Origin of the sequence: Nocardia alni (genome assembly GCF_019038435.1) — a bacterium.
Classification (GTDB): domain Bacteria; phylum Actinomycetota; class Actinomycetes; order Mycobacteriales; family Mycobacteriaceae; genus Nocardia; species Nocardia alni.
On record NZ_JAGPOX010000061.1, the window covers coordinates 1 to 16,883 of the forward strand.

General features: G+C 68.5%; 16 protein-coding genes and 1 pseudogene. 14 read left to right on the plus strand and 3 right to left on the minus strand.

From position 1 onward, the window contains the following. Window positions 1–778: anthranilate phosphoribosyltransferase (gene trpD, locus JZ791_RS22680; protein ID WP_216897208.1), on the minus strand; the 778-nt coding region annotated here is incomplete at its 3' end. A gap of 523 nt (window positions 779–1,301) precedes the next feature. Here trpD and ctaE point away from each other — a divergent pair. The 5 genes from ctaE (at window position 1,302) to JZ791_RS22705 (ending at window position 6,107) form a co-directional block, all read left to right on the plus strand. Further along, the gene (ctaE, locus tag JZ791_RS22685; protein WP_216897209.1) at window positions 1,302–1,913 is read left to right on the plus strand and encodes an aa3-type cytochrome oxidase subunit III; all 612 of its coding nucleotides are present in this window, start codon (window positions 1,302–1,304) and stop codon (window positions 1,911–1,913) included. 71 nt (window positions 1,914–1,984) lie between these two features. Then, window positions 1,985–2,854, plus strand: coding sequence for a cytochrome bc1 complex diheme cytochrome c subunit (gene qcrC, locus JZ791_RS22690; RefSeq protein WP_216897210.1), 870 nt, complete (start codon window positions 1,985–1,987; stop codon window positions 2,852–2,854). A 23-nt stretch (window positions 2,855–2,877) separates the two neighbouring features. Further along, window positions 2,878–4,050, plus strand: a complete 1,173-nt coding sequence (gene qcrA, locus JZ791_RS22695; RefSeq protein WP_438804556.1) for a cytochrome bc1 complex Rieske iron-sulfur subunit — start codon at window positions 2,878–2,880, stop codon at window positions 4,048–4,050. Beyond that, entirely contained in the window at window positions 4,047–5,660 is a 1,614-nt protein-coding gene (qcrB, locus tag JZ791_RS22700; protein ID WP_254206139.1) for a cytochrome bc1 complex cytochrome b subunit, read from the plus strand. The genes qcrA and qcrB overlap by 4 nt, the downstream gene beginning before the upstream one ends. Window positions 5,661–5,819: 159 nt before the next feature. Then, on the plus strand, window positions 5,820–6,107 hold the full coding sequence (locus JZ791_RS22705) for a hypothetical protein (protein ID WP_216897212.1): 288 nt from the start codon (window positions 5,820–5,822) through the stop codon (window positions 6,105–6,107). Window positions 6,108–6,116: 9 nt separating this feature from the next. Here JZ791_RS22705 and JZ791_RS22710 read toward each other — a convergent pair whose 3' ends face one another. Further along, window positions 6,117–6,392, minus strand: coding sequence for an Lrp/AsnC family transcriptional regulator (locus JZ791_RS22710; protein ID WP_216897213.1), 276 nt, complete (start codon window positions 6,390–6,392; stop codon window positions 6,117–6,119). Between the two features lie 40 nt (window positions 6,393–6,432). After that, window positions 6,433–8,262, minus strand: coding sequence for a DEDD exonuclease domain-containing protein (locus tag JZ791_RS22715; RefSeq protein WP_216897243.1), 1,830 nt, complete (start codon window positions 8,260–8,262; stop codon window positions 6,433–6,435). Window positions 8,263–8,807: 545 nt separating this feature from the next. Here JZ791_RS22715 and JZ791_RS22720 point away from each other — a divergent pair. From JZ791_RS22720 to JZ791_RS22760, 9 genes and pseudogenes are all read left to right on the plus strand, one after another. Beyond that, entirely contained in the window at window positions 8,808–9,395 is a 588-nt protein-coding gene (locus JZ791_RS22720) for a C40 family peptidase (RefSeq protein WP_216897214.1), read from the plus strand. Window positions 9,396–9,503: 108 nt separating this feature from the next. Next, on the plus strand, window positions 9,504–10,628 hold the full coding sequence (locus JZ791_RS22725) for an NlpC/P60 family protein (protein WP_216897215.1): 1,125 nt from the start codon (window positions 9,504–9,506) through the stop codon (window positions 10,626–10,628). 69 nt (window positions 10,629–10,697) lie between these two features. Further along, on the plus strand, window positions 10,698–11,717 hold the full coding sequence (locus tag JZ791_RS22730; RefSeq protein ID WP_308163041.1) for a hypothetical protein: 1,020 nt from the start codon (window positions 10,698–10,700) through the stop codon (window positions 11,715–11,717). A gap of 161 nt (window positions 11,718–11,878) precedes the next feature. Continuing rightward, window positions 11,879–13,042 carry a glycosyltransferase family 4 protein gene (locus JZ791_RS22735; protein ID WP_216897216.1) on the plus strand — a complete coding sequence of 388 codons (1,164 nt, stop codon included), beginning with the start codon at window positions 11,879–11,881 and terminating at the stop codon, window positions 13,040–13,042. Window positions 13,043–13,132: 90 nt separating this feature from the next. After that, complete coding sequence (locus JZ791_RS22740; protein ID WP_216897217.1) at window positions 13,133–13,531, plus strand: polyketide cyclase / dehydrase and lipid transport; 399 nt, start codon at window positions 13,133–13,135, stop codon at window positions 13,529–13,531. A 44-nt stretch (window positions 13,532–13,575) separates the two neighbouring features. Further along, a complete protein-coding gene (locus tag JZ791_RS22745; protein ID WP_216897218.1) occupies window positions 13,576–14,013 on the plus strand; it encodes an SRPBCC family protein in 438 nt (145 codons plus the stop codon). Between the two features lie 9 nt (window positions 14,014–14,022). Then, a complete protein-coding gene (locus tag JZ791_RS22750; protein ID WP_308163042.1) occupies window positions 14,023–15,378 on the plus strand; it encodes an ArsA family ATPase in 1,356 nt (451 codons plus the stop codon). Then, on the plus strand, window positions 15,375–15,851 hold the full coding sequence (locus JZ791_RS22755; RefSeq protein ID WP_216897219.1) for a hypothetical protein: 477 nt from the start codon (window positions 15,375–15,377) through the stop codon (window positions 15,849–15,851). The genes JZ791_RS22750 and JZ791_RS22755 overlap by 4 nt, the downstream gene beginning before the upstream one ends. Then, a pseudogene (locus JZ791_RS22760) lies at window positions 15,848–16,819 on the plus strand (ROK family protein); the annotation flags it as partial. The gene JZ791_RS22755 and the pseudogene JZ791_RS22760, both read left to right, overlap by 4 nt. Window positions 16,820–16,883: the final 64 nt, after the last annotated feature.

The following is a 16,883-nucleotide window of genomic DNA, read 5'->3' on the forward strand; positions in this document are numbered from 1 at the left end:
CGCGGGGGATGCCCAGGCGGGTGGGGTCGATCGTGGTTTCGGCGATGCGGCCGCCGGTGACGACCCAGGTGTCGGTGGTGTCGGCGGTGGTGATCTCGTCCAGGCCGTCGTTGCCGCGGACCACCAGGGCGTTGGTGCCGCGCTCGGCGAAGGCGCCCGCGATCACGGGGACCAGGTCGGCGAAGGCGCAGCCGATCAGGCCCGCGCCGGGCTGGGCGGGGTTGGTGAGGGGCCCCAGGACGTTGAAGACCGTGGGTATGCCGATCTGGGCGCGGGCGGGGCCGGCGTAGCGCAGGCCGGAGTGGAACATGGGGGCGAAGCAGAAGCCGATTCCGGCCTCGCGCACGCAGTGCGCCACCGATTCCGGGCCCAGGGAGATCTTCACGCCCAGTGCCTCGAGCACGTCGGCGCCGCCGCTCTTGGAGGAGGCCGCGCGGTTACCGTGCTTGACCACCGGAATTCCGGCGGCGGACACAACGATCGAGGACATGGTGGAGATGTTGACCGTGCCCGAGCGGTCGCCGCCGGTGCCGACGATATCGATCGCCGGACCGTCCACCGGCACCCGCACCGCCCGCGCGAGCATCCCGGCGGCCAGGCCGGACAGTTCGGCGGGGGTGGGGCCCTTCATCTTCATCGCCACCCCGAACGCGGCGATCTGGGCCGGCGTGGCGTTGTCGGAGAAGATCTCATCGATCACCCACGCCGCCTCCTCCGTGGTCAGATCGACCCCGTCGGTGAGGGCCCCGAGGATCTGGGGCCAGGTGCGCGCGTTCATCGACCTCTCCTGTCGCAAGCGCCGCACGGTCGGCGGCTCGACTAGCAGCCTAGTAGGAGCCCGCAAGGCGTTATGCCGGTGTATATACCGGGACCGGACCCGGCCCCGGACCCGGTGTCGCGGAATCCGTCTCGTCCCCACCGATCGACCGCCGCCACACCGACCGCACACCCATCGCGTAACCGTTCCCGAGTATCGCCGAATATCCCCGCGCGACTCGAACTCCGCGCGCGACTACGAGCGCTTCAGAACATCGCACCCCATGCGGTCCTGCGGATCGGGAACCCAATCCGCGCGCGTGTCGTTGGACATAACAGGAACACGATCGATCCAACCCACCCGATCGCTTGCCCAAACCCGCTCCGCACCTCCGGAACCGGCCCCGACCAGCCATGATCATCCGACACGCCGGACACGCCGGACCTCGGGTGAGTCTCCGTCCGGCCCTGCGAATTCCGACACGGACCGCCAAGATTCCCACCCGGCTACTCCTGTCGTACTACGACGGGTCATACTTACCGGCGTGACGACCGCAGTAGGGAACCAAGGATCGGCCATAACTCAGCGCGTGCATTCGCTGAACCGGCCCAACATGGTCAGCGTCGGTACCATCATCTGGCTGTCGAGCGAGCTGATGTTCTTCGCGGGCCTGTTCGCCATGTACTTCGTCGCGCGCGCCCAGGCGCACGGGAACTGGCCGCCGGAGCCGACCAAGCTCGACATGAAGCTCGCCGTGCCGGTCACCGCCGTGCTGATCGCCTCGTCCTTCACCTGCCAGATGGGCGTGTTCGCGGCCGAGAAGGGCGACGTGTTCGGGCTGCGCCGCTGGTACGTGGTGACCTTCTTCATGGGTCTGTTCTTCGTCTGCGGCCAGGCCACCGAGTACCACGGTCTCTACTCCGAGGGCACGTCGATCTCCAGCAGCTCCTACGGCTCGGTGTTCTTCATCACCACCGGCTTCCACGGTATGCACGTCATCGGCGGTCTCATCGCGTTCATCTTCCTGCTGATCCGCACGAAGGTCAGCAAGTTCACCCCGGCGCAGGCCACGGCGGCGATCGTCGTCTCCTACTACTGGCACTTCGTCGACATCGTGTGGATCGGGCTGTTCGCCACGATCTACTTCGTGCGCTAGCCCGCCGGGCGGTAACGCCACAGAACGACCTGCAGCATCAGTCGGTTCCGTCTACTCCAAAGGGACTTCAGATGAGTTCATCTCCCCCGTCAGCGCCAGAAGAGCCAGGCAGCGCCGGGAACGCCCAAGCAACCAAGACTCGTAAGCAGCGCAGGCTGCGGCGGAAGCTGGCCGGTGGTCTGGTACTTGTGATGGCTCTCGTCGGAGCTGGGCTGGGCGCATCCCTGCTGACCCCGCACGCGCAGGTCGCCACCGCCGACCAGGACCAGTCGTCACTGATCCGTCAGGGCAAGCAGCTCTACGACACCTCCTGCATCACCTGCCACGGCGCGAACCTGCAGGGAGTGCAGGACCGCGGCCCCGCCCTGATCGGCGTCGGTTCTGCCGCGGTGTACTTCCAGGTCTCCACCGGCCGCATGCCCGCGCCGTGGAACGCCGGACAGATCGTGCGCAAGCCCCCGAAGTTCGACGAGTCGCAGACCGACGCGCTGATGGCCTATGTCGCCGCGAACGGTGGCGGCCCCTCGGTGGTTCGCGATCCGGACGGCAGCCTGGCCCAGGATTCCCTGGTCAAGGGCGCCGACCTCGGCGTCGGCGGCGAGCTGTTCCGCATGAACTGCGCGTCCTGCCACAACTTCACCGGTAAGGGCGGCGCACTGTCCTCCGGCAAGTTCGCCCCGGCGCTGAACGAGGCCAACGAGCAGCAGATCTACACCGCGATGCTCTCCGGTCCGCAGAACATGCCGAAGTTCTCCGACCGCGAGATCACCCCCGACGAGAAGCGCGACATCATCGCGTACATCAAGAACCGCACCGAATCCCACCCCGAGGGCGGCTACGGCCTCGGCGGCTTCGGTCCCGCGACCGAGGGTCTGGCGATGTGGATCATCGGCATCGTGGCCGTGGTCGGCTCGGCGATGTGGATCGGATCCCGCTCATGACAGACAAGGAGCACAACGGCGACATGAGTCGGCCAGGCGACGGCGGTGCCGTCAATCCCGACGGTGGCGAAACCCGCACAGTGAACTTGGACCCGACCGAGGAACAGCTCGATGCGATGTCGCAGGAGGAGCTGGTCGAACTCGGCACCGCGCGGGACGGCGTCGATGTCGCCTACCGCGCCCCGCGCTGGCCGGTTCCGGGCACTCGCGCGGAGAAGCGGGCCGAGCGTCAGGTGGCGTTCTGGTTCGTCCTGTCGACCCTCGCGGGTATCGCGCTGATCGGCGTGTTCCTGTTCTGGCCGTGGCGGTACAAGACCCGCGACGAGTCCGGCGCGGGCATCTACTCGCTGACCACCCCGCTGTACGGCCTGCTGCTGGGCATCGCGGTGCTGGCCATCGGCGTGGCCATGGTGCTGATTCGCAAGAAGTTCATCCCGGCCGAGATCTCCATCCAGGATCGCCACGACGGCGCCTCGCCCGAGGTGGAGCGGCGCACCCTGGTCGCCGAACTGACCGACGCGCTGGAGACCTCCACGCTGGCCCGCCGCAAGCTGATCACCCGCACCGCCGGCCTGGGCATGGGCGTGCTGGGCGTCGGCGCGCTGTTCGTCTTCGTCGGCGGCATGATCAAGAACCCGTGGGCGCAGGGCAAGAAGTCCCCGCTGTGGGTGTCGGGCTGGACCCCGGACTACGCGGGCCAGACCGTGTTCCTGCGCAAGGACACCGGTCGCCCCGACGACATCGTGCTGATGCGTCCCGAGGATCTCGACGCGGGCGGCATGGAGACGGTGTTCCCGTGGAAAGAGGAGTGGCGCGGCAACGACGAGGAGACCCTCCAGTCGCTGCGCGGCATCCGCAACGCGGCCATGCTGATTCGCTTCCGTCCCGAGGACGCCGCCCGCGCGGTCAAGCGCAAGGGCCAGGAGAGCTTCAACTTCGGCGACTACTGGGCCTATTCGAAGATCTGCACCCACCTGGGCTGCCCGACCTCGCTGTACGAGCAGCAGGACCAGCACATCCTGTGCCCCTGCCACCAGTCGCAGTTCGACGCGCTCCACTGGGGTAAGCCGATCTTCGGTCCCGCCGCGCGTGCCCTGCCGCAGCTGCCGATCACTGTCAACACCGACGGCTACCTGGTCGCCAACGGCGACTTCATCGAGCCGCTCGGGCCCGCCTACTGGGAGCGTCGTTCATGAGTCAGGCGAATGAAATGGACGAGCGCTACCACATGGCGGCGTTCGTCAAGCGGTCGATCAACAAGGTCTTCCCGACCCACTGGTCGTTCCTGCTCGGTGAGATCGCGCTGTACGCGTTCATCATCCTGCTGCTGACGGGTATCTACCTGACGCTGTACTTCAACCCGTCCATGAGCGACGTCATCTACAACGGCTCCTATCAGCCGCTGCGTGGCGTCACCATGTCGCAGGCGTACGAGAGCACGCTGAACATCAGCTTCGAGGTGCGCGGCGGTCTGTTCGTCCGCCAGGTGCACCACTGGGCTGCCCTGCTGTTCGCGGCCTCGATCATCGTGCACCTGCTGCGCATCTTCTTCACCGGTGCGTTCCGCAAGCCGCGCGAGGCGAACTGGGTCATCGGTTCGCTGCTGCTGATCCTGGCCATGTTCGAGGGCTTCTTCGGTTACTCGATCCCGGACGACCTGCTCTCGGGCACCGGCCTGCGCGCCGCGTTCGGCGGTATCACCATGGGTATTCCGGTGATCGGCACCTGGATGCACTGGCTGATATTCGGCGGTGACTTCCCGGGCACGATCATCATTCCGCGCCTCTACATCGCGCACGTGCTCTTGCTGCCGGGCATCATCCTGGCGTTGATCGCCGCGCACGTGGCGCTGGTCTGGTACCAGAAGCACACCCAGTTCCCCGGACCGGGCCGCACCGAGCGCAACGTCGTCGGCGCGCGCATCGTGCCGGTGTTCGCCGCCGACCAGGGCGCGTTCTTCATGTTCACCCTGGGCGTCATGGCGGTCATGGGTGGCGTGCTGCAGATCAACCCGATCTGGAACCTGGGTCCGTACAACCCCTCCCAGGTGTCGGCGGGGTCGCAGCCGGACTTCTACATGATGTGGACCGACGGCCTGGCCCGTCTGATGCCGCCCTGGGAGCTGTATCTGGGCCGATATACGGTGCCCGCGCCGTTCTGGGTCGCGTTGATCATGGGCCTGGTGTTCATGGTGCTGATCGCCTACCCATGGATCGAGAAGCGCCTGACCGGCGACGACGCCCGGCACAACCTGCTGCAGCGTCCGCGAGATGTGCCGGTGCGCACCGCGATCGGCGCCATGTCCATCGCGTTCTACCTGGTGCTGACCTTCGCGTGTGACAACGACATCATCGCGCTGAAGTTCAACCTGTCGCTGAACGCGACGACCTGGTTCTTCCGTATCGCGCTGCTGATCGCGCCGCCGCTGGCCTACTTCCTGGCCTACCGGATGTGCCTGGGCCTGCAGCGGGCCGACCGCGAGATCCTGGAGCACGGCATCGAGACCGGTGTGATCAAGCGTCTGCCGCACGGCGAGTACATCGAGGTGCACCAGCCGCTGGGCCCGGTCGACGGCCACGGCCACCCGATCCCGCTGGAGTACCAGGGCGCACCGGTGCCGAAGAAGATGAACAAGCTGGGCCTGGCGGGCAAGCCGGGTATGGGCTCGTTCCTCAGAGCGGATCCGGCGTCGGAGGCCGAGGAGCTCACCGCGTACGAGCACGAGCAGCATCACAAGCAGCTCGAGATCCTCGCCGAGCACCAGAACAAGGCGATCGAGGAAGCCGGCGAGCACAGCAGCCACTGAGTTCACCCACGTCGAGGCCCCGAGTCGAAACGGCTCGGGGCCTTGCCTTTTCTGGCGATATCCGAAATATGTGAATTGCCCGCTATTTTGGACACGCCGAGCATGATGCTGCGACTGCGCGCGTGGCGGCGGCGGTTTGGCTACAGTCCAGGTGTGACGATGAAGTCGACTACCGGCCTGCTGCTAGGGACTCTCGCCGCAGGGGCCCTGCTCTGCGCCGCGCCCGCGCAGGCGGCACAGGGGGCGCTGTACATCAACGGTCACGCCTACGCCAAGACCACCAATTGCCTGACCGTGCGATCGTTCCCGCTGCGGCTGCGGATCGTGAACAACAGCGATGAGCAGGCGCGCGTCTATCTGCTGCCCGGCTGCCACGGCGGGGTGACCAAGTCCATCGAGGCGGGGGAGAAGGCCGCGCCGATCGGATCCTCCGTGCTCGAGGGGTAGTCGCCCGCGCTATTCGCCGATCGAGAACCCGGCCTCCACATCGGCTCGCGAGTATGACTTGAACGCGATGTGGGTGGCTGTGCGCAGCACTCCGGCCGTCTTGTTGATCCGGCCGGTGACCACCTCGGCGATCTGCTCGTGATCGCGCACCCGTACCGTCGCGATCAGATCGACGTCGCCCGCGCACGAGTACACCTCGGTGACACCCTCGATATCCGCCAGCGCCTGCGCGGTCTCGGGAATGCGCGCGGCCTCGGCGTGGATCAATACGATCGCGGTAATCATGGTCCGAGTCTATGGGGTGGGCGCACAGGCTATGCACGGGTCAGGCCTCGGTGCGTGAGAGATAGTCCCGGCCGGTGGCCTCGACCCGGACGGCGGATTCGGCACGTTCGACCCAGGACAGCCAGGGGCCCGCGCCGAGGCGGGGTCCGCCATAACCGTCGGTGGTCCGCACGATGCGGGTTCCGGGTTGTTCGAGCCAGCGGACGAGCAGGGCCGTTTCCTCCGGTAGCGCGCCCCGCAGCGGGGGATACGCGATGCTCCGGGGGTCGTCACAGGGCGTGGCATCCAGGCTCGACAGTGTGAGGGGGATTTCGGCCGGGGCGTCGAGTCCGGTGGGAATCACGGTTTCCGCGGCGGCGACGAGGTAGTCGACGACGGGCATCGGCGGGACGCCGCGCGCGGCGGTCCCGGCGGCGGCCAGGCGGCCGTAGCGGATGACCGCGAATTCCCAGCCGCCCGCCTCGGCCCGGCGCGCGGCGACGAGCTCGGCGATGCGGGCCAGCGCGGCCAGGCGCTGGGTGCGATGCAGGGCGCGCACGACCGCGACGGTGCGGTCCCGCGCCCGGGCCGCGGCCTCGAAATTCTCGGCCGCCGAACAGGTTTCGAGCCGCTCGCGCATGGCGTGCAGCGGCCGATCGTCACCCCCGGTGAACAACTCGCGTACCGCGCGGGGCGCGGGCGCGTATTGCGTTGCGTCGGTGGGTGTTCCGATGCGTCCGGCCGGGCAGCCGCCGACCGCGGCGGGCGGGCAATCGGCGCCGTGGCGGCCGTGCCGGGGGATCCGGGTGGTGCACGTGCGCAGCCCGCAGTACTCCGCGACGGTGGCCGCGATCTCGGCGGCGTTGGCACGGGATCCGAACGGCCCCAGCGCATCCCGGCCCGGAGTGCGGGTGATGGTGAAGCGTGGGAACGGCTCCTGGGTGAGCGTGATCCACCATGCCCGCTGCGGAAATTTCGAGCGCCGGTTGTACGGCGGGGTGTGCGCGAGCAGCAGACGCAATTCCCGGACTCCGGCCTCTAGTCCGTGCGCGCACGGCACGTGATCGATCCGGGTGGCCAGCGCGACCATCTCGCGCATGCGCGGACGGGTCTCCGAGCCGGTGAAGTAGGTGCGCACCCGGCGGCGCAGATTGACCGCCGTGCCTATATAGAGGACCTCGTCGGAGGGACCGCGGAACAGATAAACCCCCGGCACGGCGGGCAGGTCGGCGGCCAGCACCCTTTTGGCGCGCTGGCGGTGGTTCACCGCGGGCAGGTAGTCGGCCAGCTCGGTGAGGCTGTGCACGCCCAGATTGCCGACCCGGCCGATCAGCGCGTGCAATACGTCGACGGTGGCGCGGGCGTCGTCCAGCGCACGGTGGGTGGGCCGGGTCTGCGAGCCCAGCAGCTGAGCCAGCGCCGAGAGCCGGACGCTGGGCGCCTCGTCGCGGGACAGGATCCGCCGCGCCAGCTGCACCGTGCACAGCACCTGGAACGCGGGCCAGGCCGTCGTACAGCGCGCCGCGGCGGCCTTCAGGAAGCCGATGTCGAAGCGGGCGTTGTGCGCGACCAGTACTGCGCCGGACGCGAATTCCAGAAATCCGGGCAGCACCGCGTCGATCTGCGGGGCCTGCCGCACCATCGCCGTGGTGATGCCGGTGATCTGCACGATCTGCGGCGGGATCGCGCGACCGGGATCGACGAGGGTGGCGAATTCGCCCAGGACCTCGCCGCCGCACACCTTCACCGCACCGATCTCGGTGATCGAGTCGTCGTCCGGGCTGGTGCCGGTGGTCTCCAGGTCGACGACGACGAATGTGGTGGCGTACAGCGGGGTATCGAGATCATCGAAGGCCAGCTGGGCCGGTCGAGCGGGCGGGGGCACGGGCAGCAGCGTATTGCGGGGGTATGACAGATTCGGTCGGTGTCGCCTTCGCCGGTATCGACTGTCGAGCGACGAGGTGCGAACGGCCGCGATTCGCTGGTTTACACATAAATGTGACTGGAGTCACATTGATTCGATTCGGTGATGAATCACCTACAGGTTGAGGGTTGCGTCAGGGGGCTTGCGCGATCGCATCCCGCAGGCGCGGTGAGTCAGGCCGCAGATAACGGACTGATCGGTCGTGTTTTCTGGAAACAGTCCTAGTTACGAGGCGATTTCCCAATCGATCGCAATTCGAACACAAATCCGACACGCCGAGCCCGGGTACGGGCGAACGTATGCGAACACCCAGGTCATCCATGATCGTTATGGTTTCGTGATTGGTGTGACAAATATCGCACGGCATGTGCTTCGCAAAAGTTGCGAGACACCGCTGAGCGTGGTTGCGGCTTTACAACACGCCGTTATGTGTTCGTAATCTTGTCGAGACCTTGCGGAGCTCGACGCATCACCCGATGCGGCGTCGCGGGGCAGACGAGGAGTCACGCATCATGGCGATCAAGCGACGTGCCCACCGGGTGGTTGCGGCCGGAGCCGTTGGCGCTGCCACCCTCGGCACACTGCTGCTGTCCACGCCGGCCGCCTCGGCCGCGCCGGTCGTCATCCCGGGTGTGGGCAACTTCGACGTACCGGATCCGATCCTCAACGCGATCCCCAAGAACGTGGTGCCGCCGAACATGATTCCGCGAGGCGCGCAGATCCCGGGCATCACCCGACCTCCCGCTCCGGTGGAGACCGTCGGGCAGCGCGCGGCGAAGGCCGCGATGTCGCGCGTCGGCGATCCGTATGTCTACGGCGCGACCGGACCCAACGCCTTCGACTGCTCGGGCCTGGTGCAGTGGTCGTATCAGCAAGCCGGCCGGCAACTGCCGCGCACCAGCTACGCCCAGCTCGATGCGGGAGCTCCGGTCGGGCTCAACGCGCTGCAGCCCGGAGATGTCGTGTCCTACTACGGCGGCAGCCACTCGGGCATGTACGTCGGCAACGGCAATATCGTGCACGCCTCCACCTATGGCGAGCCGGTGGCGGTCGCGCCGCTGTACTCGATGCCGATCGCCGGGGCGCGCCGCTATAGCTGACGCGCGCCGTGACGGAACGTGACCTGCGCGAAAGGGCCAGTGACTGTGATCAATCCGTGCTCTGCTGGACACGGGCGGTCGCCGTTCCGTAACCTGATCGAGACCTTCATGAGGATCAGCTCGGAACACGGAATAGAGGCGCCGCAGGCAGTGACCGCGCAGCATGGGAACAAACGAACCAGACGCCTGGTAGGAGGGTCACTGGCGGTCAGCGCGTTGATGTTCGGCGTCGCGGGCGGCGGCGCCTGGGCCGAACCGACGAACTCCACGCCGACCAGCGCCAGCGATGCCGTGCAGAAGCTCATGGCGCTGTCGCATCAATCGGAACAGCTCAACCAGCAGGCCCTGCTCGCTCAGGGGGATCTGAATCGCAAACAGGCCGTCGAACGCGACGCCGACGCCAAGCTCGCTGTCGCGGATCAGGCCGTGAATGCCGCCGAGGCGCAGGTCCATCGGTATCAGCCCGCGATCGATCGGACCGTGCTGTCCGCGTACATGGGTGCGCGCACCAACAGCATGTTCTCGGTGCTGGCCAGTAACTCCCCGCAGCAGCTGCTCGATCAGATGTCCACCCTGGATGTGTTGCAGCAGCAGACAAGCGCCCAGCTCGCCCAATACACGAAGGCCACCAACGCGGCCGACGTCGCGCAGACCACGTCCCGTAACGCCGCGAACGCCGCGCACGACGCCGCGCAGAAGGCCGACACGGTGCGGACGGATCTGGAACACAAGCGCGCCGATCTGCAGGGTGCGATCGCCCAGGTGATCGAGGCGTGGGGACAACTGTCCGCGGGCGACAGGGCCTCGCTGTCCGGTTCCCTGTTCCCGCCGGGCTTCGATCGGGCGACGCTGCTGCGCGGCCTGGTCCCCGGCAGCAGCACCAGTGCACTGGCGGCCGCGCTCACCCGCGTGGGCGATCCGTATGTCTGGGGCGCCACCGGACCGGACGAGTTCGACTGTTCCGGTCTGGTGCAGTGGGCGTTTCACCAGGTCGGGATCAATCTGCCGCGCACCAGCGAAGAGCAGGTGACCGTCGGCACCCCGGTGTCCCGGGACCAGTTGCAGCCTGGTGACGTGGTGTTCTTCTACTCCGACGTCTCGCACGTGGGTATTTACGCGGGCAACGGAATGTTGTTGCACGCATCGACTTTCGGTGTGCCGGTACAGGTGATGCCGATGGGGTCGTTCCCCTACTACGGGGCGCGGCGGTATTGGCTCGGTATGCCTCAATAGCAGCAAACAGCACATAGCACGATGCCCGGATAGCAGCACGGTGACCCGATAAGACACCGAGGTGTGAGCGTGAGCGTTGATCTGTCTGCGTTGACGCGCCTGGGAGGCCGGTTGGCCGCCAAGCGCCGGTTCGGATCCGTTGCGACCGTCGCGATGGCGATCGCCCTGATCGCCGTCGGCGGCGCGCTGGCGCTGCTGCCCAAATCGGCGCTGCACCTACGCCCGGTGCCCGCCGCGGCCGAGGCGGCCGCGCCCGCGGTCCCGGCCGACCCCCAGCTGCCCGAGCTGCGCCGGATCATGGGGTCGTACGGACCGGTTGTCACCCAGGAGGTCTCGCAGGACGACGGCCGACTATCCGTGGTGCTCGGGCATCCGTACCAGCGCGCCGATGTCGACACCCTGGCCGGGGATATCGGCTCGGCGGTCACGGCCGTCACTCAGCTCTGGGGCACCGACTGGGCGCGGGCGGCGGTGGTCGCGGTGGCATCGAGTCCCGCCGAATTCGCCGCGCTCACCCATGCGACCGGAAACGTCTCCGATCAGGTCTCCGCGGCGTCGGTCTCGGATCCCTTCGTCCCGGGCGCCCGCCCGACCGGCCAGCGCGTCGTGTTCAGCGCCGATGCCGGACGGCGCCTGGGCGCCGACGGCCTGCGGGATACCTTGCGCCACGAGCTCACTCACGTGGCCGCCCGCGCCGTCACCGTCGACGGCTCACCCCTGTGGACCCTCGAGGGGTTCGCCGAATACTCCGCGCACCGCGGCGAGAATCGCACCTTCGCACAACTCGCCCCCGTCCTGACCGCAGACGCGCGCGCCGGCGAACTACCCGCGGAGTTGCCGCCCGACAGCGCCTTCGCCCCAGGCCCGGCCAACGACGCCACGCTGGCCTACGAGGCGGGCTGGTCCGCGAACGCTTTCGTCGCCGACCAGTACGGACAGCACACGGTGGTCGAGCTCTACCGCCGCATGGCCACCGGCCCGAAGGACGGGCCCGCGGTCGACGCCGCCCTGCACGACACCCTCGGCCTGAACCAGGCGGACTTCGTCACCCGCTGGCGCGAATGGATCAAATCCCGCGCGGGCGCGTGACATCACGCGGCTCCGGCATGGGTTCATCTCAATCGCGCCGCGGCTGCCGCGCAACCGATTTGACGGCTCCGGTCGGGCGGGCAGCCCTGGTGGGAGGCCCCGCGTGATTACTTTCGCTGCCGCCTCTCGGCCGCCGGTGAATGCCTCGTAGACTCCCCCGCATGCCGCGCACCCTGCTGGTCACCAATGACTTTCCGCCGCGCCCCGGTGGGATCCAGTCGTACGTGCACGCGCTGGCGATGCGGCTGCCGCCGGATGAGCTCGTGGTGTACGCGCCGCGGTGGAAGGGCGACTCGCATCTGAAGTTCGACGCGGAGCAGCCGTTCCAGGTGGTGCGTCATCCGACCACGCTGATGTTGCCGACGCCGCTGGTGTTGCGGCGAGCGGCGAAGCTGTTGCGCGACGAGCGGTGCGACACCGTCTGGTTCGGCGCGGCCGCACCGTTGGCGCTGCTGTCGCCGCTGCTGCGGCCCGCGGGCGCGCACCAGATCGTGGCCAGCACGCACGGGCACGAGGTGGGCTGGTCGATGCTGCCGGGCGCGCGCCAAGCTCTGCGGGTGATCGGCAACACCACCGACACCATCACTTACGTCAGCAAGTACACGCGCCGCCGCTTCTCGGCGGCCTTCGGCCCGCGGGCCGCGCTGGAGTATCTGCCGCCGGGCGTGGACACCGAGGTGTTCCGGCCGGATCCGGCCGCCCGGGCGGAACTGCGGGCGCGTTATGGACTGGGCGAGCGGCCCACCATCCTGTGCCTGTCCCGGCTGGTGCCGCGCAAGGGGCAGGACATGCTGATCCTGGCGATGCGCGAGATCAAGGACCGCATCGATGGCGCGGTGCTGGTGATCGCCGGCGGTGGCCCACACGAGGAGAAGTTGCGCGCGCTGGTCCAGGCCATGGACCTGTCCGAGCAGGTCGTGTTCACCGGACGGGTGCCCTCGGCGGAACTCGCCGCCCATCACACCCTCGCCGACGTGTTCGCGATGCCGTGCCGCACCCGCGGCGCGGGCCTGGACGTCGAGGGCCTGGGCATCGTGTACCTGGAGGCATCGGCGACCGGGGTTCCGGTGGTGGCCGGGAAATCCGGCGGCGCACCGGAAACCGTGCGGGAGGGCCGCACCGGGCACGTCGTCGACGGCCGTTCGACCGAGGAGATCACCGACGCGATCGTCGGCATCCTGTCCGACCGCGACGCCGCGGCGCGGATGGGCGAGGCCGGGCGGGAGTGGGTGAGTTCGCAGTGGCGGTGGGATACTCTCGGCGCCCGCATGCGTTCGCTGCTCGCCGGGAATCTGCTTTCGAGCGGCGGGGATCTGGTGGGCTAGGCTCGCAAGTCATGAGCGAGCGAAGCGAGCGGCAATGAACACAGCTACCGTGGTACTCGCGACGGAGCCGAGCGTCAGCGAGGCTCCGTCATGAGTACCATCCAGGTCGCGGACCAGACATTCATCGCGGCGCCCGGAACAGCGGTCGCCGAGGTGCTGGCCGACCGGGCACGCTGGCGCCGGTGGTGGCCCGACCTCACCCTCGAGGTACGGGAGGACCGGGCCGACAAGGGAATCCGGTGGGCCGTGGCCGGTGGGCTGAACGGCACGATGGAGGTGTGGCTCGAACCGTCGCTGGACGGGGTGATCATGCACTACTTCCTGCACGCCGAGCCGGTACGGGCGCTGTCCGCGCCGCGCGAACTGCTCGCGGTCAGCCGGGATCGCCGGGTCGCGGGCAAGAAGATGTCGTTCGAGGTCAAGGCGCGTCTGGAGGCCGGGCGCGCTGCGGGTGAGCCCCCGACACCGCGAGCCGACCTGCTCACCTGAACCACCCTCCGTACCGTAACGCCGGAAAGGAAACGCTGTCGGTTATGGCAGATCGGACTCAGAGGTCGATCATCATCGATGCCCCGTCGGATCGGGTGATGGCGGTCATCGCCGACCTGGAGTCGTACCCGGAGTGGGTGGCGGCGGCGCGTACGGTGGAGATCCTCGACAAATTCCCCGACGGACGCGCCCGCACCGCGCGGTTCGTGCTGGACGCCGGCGTCGTCAAGGACACCTATGTACTGACCTACACCTGGCGTGCCGACGGCCGGGCGGTGAGCTGGCAGCTGTCCAGCGGTGATCTGCAGAAGGCGCAGGACGGCAGCTACGAGCTGATCGATCAGCCGGACGGCGCGACCCAGGTCGTGTACGAGCTCACCGTGGATCTGACCATCCCGATGATCGGCATGTTCAAGCGCAAGGCCGAGAAGGTCATCACCGATACCGCTCTGAAAGAGCTCAAGAAGCGGGTCGAGGGCTGAGGCGAGGTCGTGTCGACGACGCGTACCGAACGCCGGACCCGTCTGGAGCTGTTCGCGGGGAAAGGCGGAGTCGGTAAGACGACCCTGGCCTGCGCGGCCGCCATGGCGTGGCGTGCCGCCGGGGAACGGGTGCTGCTGGTCTCGCTTGATCAGGCGCATTCGCTGGGCGATGCGCTGGATATCCGGTTCCCGCACGTGCCCGGCAGTGTCGCCGGGCGAATCTCGGTGTTGCCTGATCTCGATGTGATCGAGCTGGATTCCCTTGCGCTGCTGGAGGTTCGGTTCCGCGAGACGATGGGTGTGCTCGGCGGCGCGGGCCACGCGCACGGGATGGATCTGTCCGCGCTGGATCCGGCCGAGCTGACGGGTCTGCCGGGCGTGCAGGAACTGCTGATGCTGGTGGAGATCACCGCGTTCGCCGAGGCGGGTGAGTGGGATGTGATCGTGCTGGACTGCCCGCCGTCGGCGGATATGCTCCGCGTCGTCACCGCCCCCGACACGCTGCTGGGATATCTCGAGCGGATCTGGCCCGCCCATGCGCGCGCGATGAGTGCGGCCGGACCAGATCTGCGGCGGGCGATCCTGGCGGTGACGGTGGAGCGGATCGCCGCGGCGGTCACCCGGGTGCGCGAGCTGCTCGCCGACCCGGATCGCACCGGCGCGCGGCTGATCACCGTGGCCGAACGAGTCGCGGTGGCCGAATCGGCCCGCATGCGTTCGGCCGCGGCGCTGCTGGGACTGCGCTTGGACGAGGTGGTGGTGAACAAGGTGTTGCCACCGGTCGACTCGGCCGCGGCATCCGCGCGCGACGAGCACCCGGCGGTGCGGTGGTACGCGCAGCGACAGGCCGAACAGCTCGAGGTCGTCGCCGAGTTGCGGCGGCGGATGCCCGATGTTCCGGTGCGGATCGTGCACCACAGCGGGCCCGAGCCGGTGGGCGTCGAATCACTGGGTGCGTTGACGGCATCGCTGGGTGCGGCTACGGGTGCGCAGGAAGCGGACACGCGCGGTAACCGGGCGGAAATCGCGGCAGACCCTATGCTTGGCGGCGAGATGCCTGGCGACGGGGTGCTCGGCGGCGGCGTGGACGCCGACGATGCCCGATCGGCCGGACCGCAGGTGCGGCTGGAATCGGGCGCCGGCCTCGGCTCGGTGTTCACGCTGCGCCTGCGACTGCCCGTGGTCGACCCGGCGACATTGCGCCTGGGACGAGTGGAGGACGATTTGATCGTGGGAGCAGACGGAATCCGGCGTCGTTTGCGCCTGGCGCCGGTGCTGCGGCGATGCATGGTCGACGGCGCCGAACTCGGCGACGGCCGGTTGACCGTGCGGTTTCGCCCCGACCCCGAGGTATGGCCGCGATGAACGATTACTTCGACGGCTCGGGCGGCCCCGACGACCGGCACGCGCGCGGACACGAGGCGCATCTCGGCGAACTCGCCGAGGAACTGCGGCTGCTGGCCCAGGTCGTGCTGGAACGCGTCGAGCCGGTGCTGCGCCGCGCGGCGGCCGAGGAGGGCGCCGAGTGGAGCGGTTGCGGCTGGTGCCCCCTGTGCGCGGCATCGGCGCTCGCCCGCGGCGAAAACAACGATATGGTCACGACCCTCGCCACATACGGAGCCACCATCATCACGATCCTGCGCGAGGCGCTGGCCGGCGTGCCTGTCGATCCTGTTCCGCGCGCCGATGCCGGGACGCCGCGCGATCCGTCGGCAGACGCGCGGGACACGTTCGGAGACAGCGGAGATCCGGACGCCGAGCGCCCATCGTCCGATGCCCCACCCATGACGTCCGGCAGACCCGAGTACGTCCCGATTCCGGTGCAGATCAAGGGATGACCACGCGTATCGGGCGTGAGCGGCCCCTGACCGTCGGAATCGATGTCGGCGGCACCAATATTCGCGCGTCCGTCGTGGACGGCGCGGGCGAGGTGCTCGACACTGTGCAGGCCCCGACCCCGCACGCGGAACAGGCACTGCAGGACGGGCTCGAACGTGCCGTGCGGGAACTGCGTTCGCGGCATCGGATCGGCGCGGTAGGCCTGGCGGTGGCGGGATTCGTCGACGAGACCCGGACCACCGTGCGCTTCGCGCCGCATCTGCCGTGGGAGGATTCGCCGGTCGCGAACGAGCTGTCCGACCGGCTCGGGCTGCCGGTAATCCTGGAACACGATGTGAATGCCGCCATGTGGGCCGAATATCGGTTCGGCGCCGCTGCCGGTGCGCACAACGGCGTGATGGTCGCACTCGGCACCGGGATCGGCGCGGCGCTGCTGGTGGGCGGCGAGTTGTATCGCGGAAGTTACGGTGTGGCACCGGAACTGGGCCATCTGCAGGTCGTCCCGCACGGCCGAGCCTGCCCCTGCGGCAAGCGCGGCTGCTGGGAAAGGTATTGCAGCGGAACGGCTCTGGCGGATACCGCGATCGAGATGCTGGCTCGTGACCCGGCCAGCTCGACCATTCTGGCCCGTGAGGCGTACCGGGATCCGGGCTCGCTGACCGGGCGAAAGGTGGCGGGTGCGGCGCAGGACGGGGATCCGGTGGCGCTCGCGGCGCTCGCGGATTTCGCGCGCTGGCTCGGCCTGGGGCTGGCGTTCGTCAGCGACATCTTCGATCCGGATCTGATCGTGATCGCGGGCGGGGTGAGCTCCTCGGCCGCGCTGTATCTGGACGACGCCCGCGAGCACTACGCGGCGGCGATCACCGGCGGTCGGCACCGCCCGCTCGCCCGTATCCGCACGACGCAGCTGGGGGAGGGCGCCGGCATGATCGGGGCCGCCGAACTGGCCCGCGTGGCACTGGGCGACGAGGACGCACCGGACGACACATCGTCCGTACCGACTCGCGCGCCGGGATCGCCGGGGCGCGCAA